Origin of the sequence: Pseudomonas sp. Ag1 (assembly GCF_000278565.1) — a bacterium.
Lineage (GTDB): Bacteria > Pseudomonadota > Gammaproteobacteria > Pseudomonadales > Pseudomonadaceae > Aquipseudomonas.
In genome coordinates this window covers 47117-59568 of record NZ_AKVH01000079.1, presented here as the reverse complement: position 1 = coordinate 59568, position 12452 = coordinate 47117, and the positions used below count along the sequence as shown (strand labels likewise).

The following is a 12452-nucleotide window of genomic DNA, read 5'->3' as shown; positions in this document are numbered from 1 at the left end:
CAAGATCAAAAGCAGATCAASAGCACAGCGGCCTACCGGCCGGCTTGAGTGTTGAAGAGCAAAATCAAAAGCTAAAGCGGGCACGGTTCAAATGTAGGAGCTGGCTTGCCGGCGATGGCATCACCTTGGTGTGTCTGGAAGATCGAGTTGTCTGCATCGCCGGCAAGCCAGCTCCTACAGAAAAGCGGCTCTGCTTTCGCTCTGGCTTTCGCTCTGGCTTTTGATCTGGCTTTTAACACTCAGGTCGGCTTTCAGGCCGCCGTGCTCTTGCTTTTGATCTTGATCTGACTGCCCCAATAAGCYCGAGGCCGAACGCAGGTATTGCGCAGCGGCCCTCGCTGTAAGAGCGAAACCATAGGTAGCCGTCACCCAGATAACGGATATACACCCATACCAAAAGAGTATCAAACCATACCAACCCGATATTAGACGAAAGCAAAACCAGCAGAGGAAACTATCCACAATTACAAAAATACCTAAAGAGTATAAAAAATGCCCACCCACTCCTCATGGATCGTACTGTCCATCACCGGCCTGTACATGCTCAGCCTGGCACTGATCAGCTACGGCGTCCGCCGCCACTCCCGCAGCGCCAACAACTACACCACCGGCGGCGGCCACTTCCCGGCGTTCCTGATCGGCTTCCTGATGCTCTCGGAATTTATCGGCACCGCAGTCAGCATCGGCACCGCCCAAACCGGTTTCAAGGTCGGCATCTCCGCCGCCTGGAACCTGTTCGCCCTGGCCCTGGGCTTCGTACTCTTCGCCTGGCTACTGGCGCGCAAATACAAGGACCTGGGCGACAACACCATCTCCGGCGTACTCGCGCGCAACTACGGCCAACGCACCCGCTTCGCCACGTCGATCATCACCATCTTTGCCCTGGAGATCGTCGCCGTCTCGATCTACGCCAGCGGCGGCGCCGTATTGGCCAGCGTGATGCAAGTAGACCGAACCCTGGCGATCGTGATCGTCGGCGTAGTCTCGGTGGCATACGTCAGCATCGGCGGCATGCGCTCAGTGATCTACACCAACTTCGTCCACGCCGCCCTGAAATACCTGGGCGTCGGCTTGGCCTTGTGGTTCGGCTTGAAGCAGGTGGGCGGCATCGGCCAGCTGCAAGCGCAATTGCCTGCCAGCATGTTTGACTGGACCGCCGTGGGTTGGGGCCAGATCATCGCCTGGATGATCGCCGGGATCGGTTCGATCTTCTCCACCCAATACGTAATCCAGGCGGTGAACACCGTCAGCCACGCAGGCAAGGCCCAGCGCGCCTGCTTCTACGTGGCGGTGCTGATGGTGCCGTTCGGCATCGGCGCAGCACTGATCGGTATGTGCAGCGCGGTGCTGTTCCCCCATGTCGACTCCCTGCAAGCCTTCCCCACCCTGATCGCCAGCATGGACCAACTGACGGCCGGGCTGGTGGTGGCAGGCCTTGCCGGCTCGCTGTTCGGCACCATTTCGGCGGTGAGCATGGGCTCGGCGACGTTGTTGCTGCGGGACTTCTACGAGCCATGGTTCAACCCGGAAAAAAGCGACGCCAAGTCCCTGCGCTTCGTGCGCCTGGCGACCATCGCTGTCGGCCTGTTGCCGATTGCCCTGGCACTGACCTCGGACAAGGTGCTGATGATCGCCTTCCTCGGCAAGGCGTTGCGCGCCTCCCTGGCCGTGCTGGTGTTGATGGTGTTCTACGCGCCGAAATTCGGCACGGCGGCCGGGGCATTCCTGAGCATCATTGCCTCGTTGCTCGCGACCGTGGGCTGGTTCCTCGCCGGTAATCCGTGGGGCATCGACAACGCCTACATCGCCCTGTTCACGCCGTTGATCATCATGGGCATCAGCCATGTGACGCGCCGCAGGACACCGGCCGAACCCCTGGTGGCAGCCACGAGCTGAGGTAGGATGGCAGCCTCAGCCAAAAGGAACTTGTGAAATGCTGCCGATTCGCACCCCGTTGATCCTGCACCCCGGCTTGTCCACCGCTACCCGGCGGGTCTGGCTGAAGCTCGAGAACCTGCAACCCTGTGGCTCGTTCAAGTTGCGCGGCATGACCACGCTGTGCGCCTACGCGGCGAGCCAGGGCAAGACCACGGTGGTATGCCCCTCCGGCGGCAATGCCGGGCTGGCCACGGCCTTCGCGGCGCGCGGCCTGGGGTTACAGGCGCGGATCGTGGTGCCGACCACCACCCCCGAAGCCACCCGCGCACGCATCCGCCAGGCCGGGGCCGAGGTGGTGGTGCACGGTGATCTGTGGGATCAATCCAATGAGCTGGCGCTGCAACTCTCCGAATCACCTGAGGCACTGTATGTGCCGGCCTTTGATCACCCGCTGTTGTGGGAAGGCCACAGCAGCATGATCGATGAGATTCTTGAGGACTGCCCTCAGGTGGGCGCCATCGTGACCTCGGTGGGCGGCGGTGGACTGCTCGCGGGCGTTCTGACGGGCCTGGAGCGTCATGGGCGGTTCGGCTGCAAGGTGATTGCGTGTGAAACGGCGGGCGCGGCTTCGTTTGCTGCTGCCGTAGAGGCTGAAAAGCCCGTGCGGCTGGCGAAGATCGATACCGTGGCCAAGTCGTTGGCCGCGACCCAGGTGGCGGCGTGGCCGGTGCAGCATATCGGCAGGTTTGCCCATCAATGCGTGGTGTTGAGTGATGCCGACGCGATGATGGGCGTGGCGCGGTACGCCGATGATTTACGCCAGTTGGTGGAACCGGCATGTGGGGTTTCGTTGGCCGTGGCGTATCTGGAGCATGGGGCGATTGCCGGGATTGAGGATGTGGTGGTGATTGTGTGTGGTGGGGTAAGCATCAGTGCCGAAACGGTTGCCCAGTGGCAAAACACGGTCTCTCTATGATCGTTCCCACGCTCCGCGTGGGAACGCCGCCCTGGACGCTCCGCGTCYGCTCTTGAAGTCGTGACGCGGAGCGTCACAGGATGCATTCCCACGCAGAGCGTGGGAACGATCAATTCAGGCATCCTGCAGGATCAGATCCGCGCCCTTCTCCGCCACCATCAACACCGCCGCATGGGTATTGCCCGAGGTCACGTTGGGGAAAATCGACGCATCGACAATCCGCAGCCCTTGCATCCCGTGCACCTTCAGGCGCTTGTCCACCACCGACACCAGCGGGTCCGAGCCCATGGCGCAAGAGCCACACAGGTGATAGATCGAGCCACTGTTCTCGCGGAAGTACTGCAGCATCTGCTCATCGGTTTGCACCGCCGGCCCCGGCAATACCTCGGCCACCGTCACGCCCTTGAGCGCCGGCGCCTGCATGATCTTGCGCATCAGCCGGCTGCCCTGGATCACCTCGTCGATGTCCTTCCGGGTACTCAGGTAGTTGGGGTCGATCAAGGCCGCGTCCCGTGGGTTTTTCGAGGCGATGCGGATCGTCCCGCGGCTGGTAGGCCGGCACGGGTTGAAGCACAGCAGGAAGCCTGAATACGGCTCGGGCTTGAGGCTGGCCTTGTTGTTTTTCGGGATCTGGTACGACAGCGGGTTGAAGTACAGCTGCAGATTGGGGTGCGCCTGCCCTTCGTTGCCGCGAAAGAACCCGCCGGCCTGGTTGACGCTCATGGCCAGCGCGCCCTTGCGGGTCAGCAGGTATTTGAGGCCGAGTTTGAACTGGCCAAACAGCGAACTGAGCTGGTCGTTCAGGGTCGGGATATTGGCCTTGTAGTAATAGCTGGCGCAGAGGTGGTCCTGCAGGTTCTGCCCCACTGCAGGCAGGTCCTTGACCAGCGGGATGTTGTGTTCGGCGAGCAATTGCTTGTCCGCCACACCCGACAGTTGCAGGATCTTCGGCGTATCCACCGCCCCGGCGCACAGGATCACCTCCTTGCGCGCGGTAAAGGTGCGAACCACGCCGTGTTGGGTCACGCTGATGCCGGTGGCGCGTTGTTGATCGTCGAACAGCACGCGGTCTACCAGCGCATGCAACTCCACGGTCAGGTTCGGCCTACCCAACGCCGGGTGCAGGTGCGCAAAGCTGCTGGAGCAGCGCTCACCGTTGCGGGTGTTGACGTCGTAGAGGCCCGCACCTTCGAAGTTCGGCCCGTTGAAGTCATCGCTCAGGCCATAGCCCAATTGCTCGCAGCCCTTGAGAAATACATCGCAGATGGCGTGAGTCTGGCCCTTCATCGGGGTGATGCTGATGGGGCCGCTGCTACCGTGGTATTCGGTGTCGCCCAGGGGGTGATTTTCCAGCTTGCGGAAGTACGGCAGCACGTCCTTGAAGCCCCAGCCGTCGTTGCCATTGACCGCCCAGTCATCGAAATCATGGGCCTGGCCGCGCACGTAGATCATGGCGTTGATCGAGCCGGAACCGCCCTGCACCTTCCCCCGCGGGGCATAGATGGCACGGTCGGCCAGCTGTTTTTGCGGCTGGCTGTAGTACATCCAGTTGAAGGTCGGGTTGTAGTACATCTTGGCGAAACCGACCGGGATCTTGAACCACCAGGAGCTGTCCTTGCCGCCGGCTTCCAGCAGCAATACCGAATGCTCGCCCGAGGCGGAGAGTCGGTTGGCCAGGACGCAACCTGCGGCGCCGGCGCCGGCGATGATGTAGTCGTATGTCATTCACGGTTACCGCATAAGTCGTTTTTTTTAGCCCTTGGCGGGCGAAGTGTCTTTCACGTCAGCAGGCGTGGGCGCCATTTGCAGGTGCAGCCGCTCGCCGGTGTACGGCGTGTGCTTGCGCACCACGTCCATGTTCAGCTCCACCCCAAGGCCCGGCTCGGTGGACGGGATGATGTAGCCGTCCTCCCATTGCAGCGGCTTGGTCAGCACTTCGGCATGGAAGCCGCCCCAGGTCATGATGCTTTCCTGGATCAGGAAGTTCGGCGTGCACGTGGCCAACTGGAAACTCGCCGCTGCGCCGATCGGTCCGTTGTACAGGTGCGGGGCGATCTGCGCGTAGTAGGCCTCGGCCATGCTCGCGATTTTCTTGGCTTCCAGCAGGCCGCCGCAGCGGGCCACGTTCATTTGCAGGATCGATGCACCACCGGCCTGCAAGAGCTTGAAGAACTCGTACTTGGTGGTCAGGCGCTCGCCGGTGGCGATGGGAATGCTGGTCTTCGCCGCGACCTGGGCCATGGCCTCTTCCTGGCCTGGTGGCACCGGTTCTTCGAACCACAGCGGGTCGTATTTCTCCAGGCGCTTGGCCAGGCGAATCGCCGACGACGGCACCATCTGCCCGTGGGTGCCGAACAGCAGGTCGCACTTGTCGCCCACCGCCTCGCGAATCTTGCGGCAGAAGGTTTCGCAGCGTTCCAGCACTTCCAGGGAGATCTGGTGGCCGGAGTACGCGGTGTACGGGCCTGCCGGGTCGAACTTCACGGCGGTGAAGCCCTTGTTCATGTTCTCGATCGCGCATTCGGCGGCCAGGTCCGGGTCGTCGTAGTCGTACTCGCCCTTGCTGTTGACCGGGTACAGGTAGGTGTAGGAACGCAGGCGTTCGTTGACCTTGCCCCCCAGCAACTCATAGACCGGTTTGTTGGCGGCCTTGCCGATGATGTCCCAGCAGGCCATTTCCAGGCCGCTGACCACGCCCATCATGGTCAGGTCGGGACGCTGGGTGAAGCCGCTGGAGTACGCCTGGCGGAAGAAGCGCTCGATGTGGTGCGGGTCGTGGTTGAGCAGGTAGCGCTCGAACACGTCCTCGATGATCGGCAGCATGGCCTTGGGGCCGAAGGTGGCGGCGTAGATCTCGCCCACGCCTTCGATGCCGCAGTCGGTTTTCAGTTTGACGAACAGCCAATACATGCCGCCGATGTGCGGCGGCGGTACGGCGACAATATGGGTTTCAAGGGCGACGATTTTCATCTCAGGCACCTGTCTGGTTGAATTTTTTACGATTGATCCGGGCGCGCAAGGTCAGGGCCGCGAGGGTCCCGAGCACGCCGATGAAGGCGATGTAGCCGAAGTACAGGTTGTAGCCGACCTGCCCCGGGTATGTGTCGGTGAGGTAGCCATTGATCAGCGGGATAAAGGTGTCCGGCAGGTAACCCACCACCGAGACGATGCCGATGGCCAGGCCGGTGATGCGCAGCGGGATGTCGCAGCTGTCGAGGATCGCCCAGTACAGGCCGCGAATCGCGTAGGTCATCAGGCCGATAAAGATCACCGTGCCGATCAGCAAGCCGAGGCTGCCAATGGCCGGGAACACGATCAGGCCGACCATCGCCAGGGTCACCAGCATCAGCGCGACGATCAGCACCGAGATGTTCGAAAACTTGTCCCCCAGCCAGCCGCCGCCGATCCCGCCGATGGGTCGCATCCACAACTTGATGGTGGTGATGGTGCCGGCCATCACGGCGGTCATGCCGCTGCCTTGCAGGTAATCGGAGAAGCTGTAGGTGGCCCAGAACATGTGGTAACCGCAGAACACGATGGCGGTCACCAGCCACAGCTCGGGGATTTTCACCAGGGTGGTGAGGTCGGCGATCAGGTTGAACTTGCCCTTCTCCACCGCCGCAGTTTCGGCCATGGACTTGGGGTCCTTGAGCAGCACCAGCACACAACCAATGGCGATACACACGAACGAATACAGGTACACCACGTGCTTGAAGCCTTCGGCCGCAGTTTGGCTGCGGGTCTCGGTGGCGTAGGCGAACAGCCCCAGGGCCACGGTCGCCAGCAAGGCTTCCACCAGGCCACGGCCGCCGTCGAGGATGCCGAAGAAACGGCCCTGCTCACTGTGATGGGCGATCATCTTCACCCGCTTGAGCACCGAAGCCCAGAAGGTCAGGCCGGTGGTCAGGCCCCAGCAGCCGAAGATGATCATCAGGCCGGTCATCGACGGCACAGTGGAGTACCAGATACCCAGGGCCCCGGTGGCCACCAACGAAAAGAAGATCAGGAAGCGTGGCGGCAGGCGATCGGCCAACCAGCCGCTCGGCAGGTAGCTGAGCAGGAAGATCGTACCGAGCATCGAGTACAGATAACCCAGCTGGCTGTGGTTGATCTGAAACACCTCGAGCATGGTGGTCTGGTAGACCTGGCGCAGGTAGAGGATCGGGTAGATCGCCCCGGCAGCCAATACCAGCAACATCAATTGGAAGTAGCGACTGGCTTTGTCGCTTTTAGCCGCGGACACGGCATCGAAACCCTGGGCAACGGGTGCAGGCTTGGACATCTTGTAGACCTCGAGCACCCACTGTGCAGGTGCCCCGATAATTGTTTTTATTGAGGTGAAGCCGGTGGTCGGTGAATCAGTACTTCATGACCACCAAACGGGTCTGGGTGAATTCAAGCATCCCGTGCTTGCCGTCATCGCCGCCCAGCCCTGAGCGTTTCCAGCCGGCGTGGAAACCCTGGTAAGGGTCGGCCGGGGTGCGATTGACGTACAACTCGCCGGCCTCGATGGCGTTGGCGACTTTCATGGCCGTGCGGTAGTTCTCGGTATAGAGCACCGACGACAGGCCGAACTGGTGATCGTTGGCCATGGCCAGCGCTTCGTCGATATCGCGGTACTTGAGCACCGGCAGCACCGGGCCGAAGATTTCTTCCTGGATGATTTCCATGTCCTGGCGGCAGGCGCTGAGCAGCGTCGGCGGGTAGAAATGGCCCGGACCTTCGGGGAGTACGCCGCCTGTTTCCAGTACAGCACCGTCGGCGATGGCGCGCTCGACCATGGCGTGAATATTCTGCCGGGAGCTGGCGTTGACCAGTGGGCCCATCAGGCCCGCATCCGTGGCACGGTCACCGAATTTGACGGCGCCGATCTTGGCCTTGAGCAGGGCCAGGAATCGGTCATAGACGCTTTCCTGCACATACACCCGCTCGACGGCCGTGCACAGTTGGCCGCAGTGGGTGGTCTTGGAAGCGATGATGTCGCTGGCGGCTTTTTCCAGGTCGGCGTCGGCCTCGATGATCGCCGGGGTCTTGCCGCCCAGCTCCAGGGACGGCTTGGCGATGTTGGCCTTGCAGTAGTCGAGCACGATGCGCCCGGCGTTGACGCTGCCGGTCAGGGTGATCAGGCCCACGGCCTTGTGGGTGCACAGGGCGGCGGCGGTGGCGTGGTCCATGGTCAGGATGTTGATCACGCCGGCCGGCATGCCCGACTGCTCGACGGCGCGGGCGATTTCAAAGGCGGACAACGGCGTGTTGTTGCTCGGGCGCACCACCACGGTGTTGCCGGCAATCAGCGCCGGGGCGATTTTGCGCAGCAGGGTATAGACCGGGTAGTTGAACGGAATCAGGCAAGCCACGACGCCAATGGGCTCGCGTTGCAGGAACAGGTTTTCGTCCGGGGTGTCGCTGGGGATGATTTCGCCTTCGATGCGGCGTGCCCATTCGGCGTGGTAGCGGGTGATCTGGGCGGCGTAGCGCGCTTCGTTGCTGGCGTCGTCGAGGCTTTTGCCGGATTCGCTGGCCAGCGCCCGGCCTATGCTTTCAGCGCAGGTTTCGAGGGCGGCGGCGAAAGCCCGCAGGTGTTCGGCGCGCTGGATGCTGGTGAGCTTGCCCCAGGTTTTCTGTGCGCTGGCGGCGGCATCGACGGCCGCACTGGCTTCATCAGGGGTGGCGGCGGACACCCGGCCTACCTGGGCCTCGGTCGCGGGGTTGTAGACCGCGATTTGGGCGGTGCTGGCAGGTTCGGCGAAGTGGCCGTTGTAAAAGTTGCGCTCGATTTGCATATGGTTTTTTGCCCAATCGTTGTTGTTTTGCGAGTGACTTGCAGTTTTGTCATTGGGCGGGGGTTGGACAAACGATTTATTGACGGGGGTAACGTGCGAAAAATGCAGGTTAGTGGCTGATCCGTATTAATGACCCGGGTCTGAGTCTGTATTGTTCTACCCATACTTCCTACAGTGCCGCCCACTTGGAACCGTGGGAGGACTAAGCATGCAACCACCATCAACCGCACAGGCCTACAACTACAAGGTCGTGCGTCAATTCGTCATTGCAACCATCGTCTGGGGCGTGGTCGGCATGGCCATGGGCGTGTGGATCGCCTCGCAACTGGTGTGGCCCGAGATGAACCTCGACCTGCCGTGGACCACCTTCGGCCGCCTGCGCCCGCTGCACACCAGCCTGGTGATTTTCGGCTTTGCCGGCAGCGCGCAATTCGCCGCCAGCTACTACGCAGTACAGCGCACCTGCCAGGTACGGCTGTACTCGGACAAGCTCGCTGCCTTTACCTTTTGGGGCTGGCAGTCGGTGATCGTGATCATGCTGGTCAGCCTGCCACTGGGTTACACCACCACCAAGGAATACGCCGAGATCGAGTTCAGCGGCGCGGTGTGGATGACCGTGGTGTGGGTGGCCTATGCGATCGTGTTTTTCACCACTGTGGTGCAGCGCAAGACCCAGCACATCTACGTCGGCAACTGGTTCTTCGGTGCGTTCATCGTGGTGATCGCCATGCTGCACGTGGTCAATCACCTGTCGATCCCGGTGGACTGGTTCAAGTCCTACCCGGTGTATTCCGGGGCCACCGACGCGATGGTGCAGTGGTGGTACGGGCATAACGCCGTGGGGTTCTTCCTGACCACCGGTTTCCTGGGGATGATGTACTACTTCGTGCCGAAGCAGGTCGGGCGGCCGGTGTATTCCTATCGCCTGTCCATCGTGCACTTCTGGGCGCTGATCACCCTGTACATCTGGGCCGGTCCGCACCACCTGCACTACACCGCGCTGCCGGACTGGGCGCAGTCGCTGGGGATGGCGATGTCGCTGATCCTGCTGGCGCCGAGCTGGGGCGGGATGATCAACGGCATGATGACGCTTTCCGGGGCTTGGCATAAATTGCGCACCGACCCGATCCTGCGCTTCCTGGTGCTGTCGCTGGCGTTCTACGGGATGTCGACCTTTGAAGGGCCGATGATGGCGATCAAGACCGTCAACGCCCTCTCCCATTACACCGACTGGACCATCGGCCACGTCCACGCCGGCGCCCTGGGCTGGGTAGCGATGATCACGTTTGGCTCGCTGTACCACATGATCCCGAAAATCTTCGGGCGCGCGCAGATGCACAGTGTGGGGCTGATCAATATGCACTTCTGGCTGGCGACCATTGGCACGGTGCTGTACATCGCGTCGATGTGGGTCAACGGCATCACCCAGGGCCTGATGTGGCGGGCGGTGAACGATGACGGCACCCTCACCTACTCGTTTGTGGAAGCGTTACAGGCCAGCCATCCGGGATTTGTGGTGCGATTCGTCGGCGGGGTGTTCTTCCTCAGCGGCATGTTGCTGATGGCGTACAACACCTGGCGCACCGTGCGTGTGGCGGATTTGAAGGTGGCGCAGCTTGACGCGCAGATCGCCTGATGTGGGAGATAGCGCTGAACCTGGCGGCGGTGATCAGTCTGTATGGCGCGGTGGAGTATTGCCTGCGGGGCCAGTCGAAGGAGAGCCTGGATGAGGCCAGCCTGATGCCGTTCGCCGATGACCCGGAAGTGGCGCGGCGGGTGGAGCGGGCCACGGGCAAGCGGGTCAACGCGGTGGCGCCTGAGGAAACAAAGCAGGACTGGGGCAATATAGAGATCTAATTGTGGGAGCGGGCTTGCTCGCGAGTGCGGTGGTTCAGTCAACATATACAGCGACTGACACACCGCTTTCGCGAGCAAGCCTGCTCCCACACAAGCACCACATTGAGCGACTAGCCGCGTTCGCGGGGAATCAGGCTCTGCAACTGCAACGCCAGGAAGTTGGCATCGAAGCCGAACGTATCCGGGTCTTTCAAACCGTTGGTTTTCTTCCACAGCCAGTCGTTTTTCCCCGGCAGCAATACCAGGGAAATGCTGCCGTAGCGGGCGGCGGTCAAGCCCATCACCGACAGCGAAATCAAACCGCCGGCGCCCATCACATCCGGCACGAACTCCACCGGTTTGCCGGCGATATGGATGGTCAGTTTCTCGGTCTTGAAGGTGGAGGTCTCCACCGGCACGCTGGGGCCGGAAGCCACGTACGCCTCGCGCTGCACTTCCAGCAAACCGACCGTCTTCACAGGCGCAAGCCACTGCTCGATCTGGCCGAACAACTCGCCGATCTTCTGCGCCCAATGGGCCGACTGCACTTCGAACTGCTGTTTCTTGTGGGCTTCGCTGTCGGCGTAATGACGCAGCATCTCGCCCAGTTGTTGTACATCGTCCATTGCCGTGTTCCTTGGGTGACCCATGTTGCGAGCCTTGATCATGGCAGATGCCGCACACCGGCGTATGACTAAAGCGCAGCGCGCGGGTAATGTGGTGCCCTCGCCCGTCCAATTCAGGAGCATCGCATGCGCACCATCGGCCTTATCGGCGGCATGAGCTGGGAGTCCAGCGCCGAGTATTACCGCATCATCAACCAGAACGTGCGCGACCAGCTCGGGCCGCTGCGCTCGGCACAACTGTTGATGTACAGCGTCGACTTCGGCCCGGTGGAGCAGGCCCAGCACGCCGGGCGCTGGGACGACGCGGCGCTGATCCTCGAAGACGCCGCCCGCCGCCTGCAAGCCGGGGGCGCCGAGTGCATCGTGCTGTGTACCAACACCATGCACCTGGTAGCGCCGCAGATTGAAGCGGCGGTGTCGATACCGTTTCTGCATATTGCAGACGCTGCCGGCGCGGCGGCCGTGGAAGCTGGCACCCTGAGCGTTGGCCTGCTGGGTACCGCATTTACCATGGAGCAGGAGTTTCTCAAGTCACGCCTGGCGGCGCAGGGGCTGACCGTGCTGGTGCCGGACGCTGAAGAGCGCCAGGCCGTGCACCGGATCATTTACGAAGAGTTGTGCGTCGGGGTGATCAGCGACGCATCGCGCGAGGTGTACCAGCGGGTGATCGAGTCTTTGGCCGCCCGTGGCGCCCAGGCCATCATCCTCGGCTGTACGGAAATCAGCCTGTTGATCAAGCCGCAGCACAGCGACCTGCCCTTGCTGGACACCACCGAGCTGCATGCGCAGGCTGCGGTGGCGTTTGCGTTGCAGGACGACTAGGCCGGCTTGCGGATGCGCGCCATGGTCAGCGTGTCGACGAATGCGCCGTCACGCACGGCGTAGTCGCGCAGCAGGCCTTCGGTCTCGAAGCCGAACTTGTGGTACAGCCGGTGGGCGGCTTCGTTGTCGGCGTACACCGTGAGTTCCACCCGGTGCAGGTTCATCCAGTTATCCGCCACCTCCAGCGCCGCGCCCAGCAGCCGGGAGCCCACGCCCTTGCCCTGCCAGGCGGTGGCGACGCCCATGCCGAATGAACCGACGTGGCTTTGGCGCACGCGCAAATACTGTTCCAAACCCAGCTGGCCGATCACTTCACCGGCATGCAGCGCCACCAGCTGTAGCCGCCGCTCGTTGTCCTGCACCAGGCGTTTGCGCCAGGCCTCGACTGACTGGAAAGGCATTTGCAGCACCTGACGGCAGACAGCCGGGTCGTTGTAGAGCGCAGCGACGCCTTCAAGGTGGGCCTCGGTGAAGCGCGTGATAACGATCTTGGGTTCAGGTGTGTGCATGGTGTTTCGTCCTTTGAAAAAC

11 protein-coding genes and 1 pseudogene are annotated in these 12452 nt (G+C 62.0%); 6 read left to right on the top strand and 6 right to left on the bottom strand.

The window, feature by feature from the left end:
* The 3 genes and pseudogenes from A462_RS34815 to A462_RS25025 form a co-directional block, all read left to right on the top strand.
* Window positions 1–224: pseudogene (locus A462_RS34815) on the top strand (hypothetical protein); the annotation flags it as partial.
* 268 nt (window positions 225–492) lie between these two features.
* Window positions 493–1896, top strand: a complete 1404-nt coding sequence (locus A462_RS25020) for a sodium:solute symporter family protein (protein WP_008432557.1) — start codon at window positions 493–495, stop codon at window positions 1894–1896.
* Window positions 1897–1933: 37 nt separating this feature from the next.
* The gene (locus tag A462_RS25025) at window positions 1934–2854 is read left to right on the top strand and encodes a pyridoxal-phosphate dependent enzyme (protein WP_008432555.1); all 921 of its coding nucleotides are present in this window, start codon (window positions 1934–1936) and stop codon (window positions 2852–2854) included.
* Between the two features lie 114 nt (window positions 2855–2968).
* Here the strand turns inward: A462_RS25025 and A462_RS25030 are convergent, their stop codons facing one another.
* The 4 genes from A462_RS25030 to aldA form a co-directional block, all read right to left on the bottom strand.
* A complete protein-coding gene (locus tag A462_RS25030) occupies window positions 2969–4579 on the bottom strand; it encodes a GMC family oxidoreductase (RefSeq protein WP_008432554.1) in 1611 nt (536 codons plus the stop codon).
* Window positions 4580–4606: 27 nt separating this feature from the next.
* A complete protein-coding gene (locus A462_RS25035; RefSeq protein ID WP_008432553.1) occupies window positions 4607–5824 on the bottom strand; it encodes a mandelate racemase/muconate lactonizing enzyme family protein in 1218 nt (405 codons plus the stop codon).
* Window position 5825: 1 nt separating this feature from the next.
* On the bottom strand, window positions 5826–7136 hold the full coding sequence (locus A462_RS25040) for an MFS transporter (protein ID WP_008432552.1): 1311 nt from the start codon (window positions 7134–7136) through the stop codon (window positions 5826–5828).
* A gap of 76 nt (window positions 7137–7212) precedes the next feature.
* The gene (gene aldA / locus A462_RS25045; RefSeq protein ID WP_008432551.1) at window positions 7213–8637 is read right to left on the bottom strand and encodes an aldehyde dehydrogenase; all 1425 of its coding nucleotides are present in this window, start codon (window positions 8635–8637) and stop codon (window positions 7213–7215) included.
* A gap of 208 nt (window positions 8638–8845) precedes the next feature.
* On the opposite strand from aldA, the gene ccoN reads away from it, so the two are divergent.
* Both ccoN and A462_RS25055 read left to right on the top strand, forming a co-directional pair.
* Window positions 8846–10273 (top strand): cytochrome-c oxidase, cbb3-type subunit I, encoded by a 1428-nt coding sequence (ccoN, locus tag A462_RS25050; RefSeq protein WP_008432550.1) that lies wholly within the window; start codon window positions 8846–8848, stop codon window positions 10271–10273.
* On the top strand, window positions 10273–10494 hold the full coding sequence (locus A462_RS25055; protein ID WP_008432549.1) for a cbb3-type cytochrome c oxidase subunit 3: 222 nt from the start codon (window positions 10273–10275) through the stop codon (window positions 10492–10494). The genes ccoN and A462_RS25055 overlap by 1 nt, the downstream gene beginning before the upstream one ends.
* A 110-nt stretch (window positions 10495–10604) precedes the next feature.
* Here the strand turns inward: A462_RS25055 and A462_RS25060 are convergent, their stop codons facing one another.
* Window positions 10605–11099 (bottom strand): hypothetical protein, encoded by a 495-nt coding sequence (locus A462_RS25060; RefSeq protein ID WP_003212554.1) that lies wholly within the window; start codon window positions 11097–11099, stop codon window positions 10605–10607.
* 126 nt (window positions 11100–11225) lie between these two features.
* On the opposite strand from A462_RS25060, the gene A462_RS25065 reads away from it, so the two are divergent.
* Entirely contained in the window at window positions 11226–11921 is a 696-nt protein-coding gene (locus tag A462_RS25065) for an aspartate/glutamate racemase family protein (RefSeq protein WP_008432548.1), read from the top strand.
* Here the strand turns inward: A462_RS25065 and A462_RS25070 are convergent.
* The gene (locus A462_RS25070) at window positions 11918–12430 is read right to left on the bottom strand and encodes a GNAT family N-acetyltransferase (RefSeq protein WP_003212556.1); all 513 of its coding nucleotides are present in this window, start codon (window positions 12428–12430) and stop codon (window positions 11918–11920) included. The two genes, A462_RS25065 and A462_RS25070, sit on opposite strands and share 4 nt — an antisense overlap.
* Window positions 12431–12452: the final 22 nt, after the last annotated feature.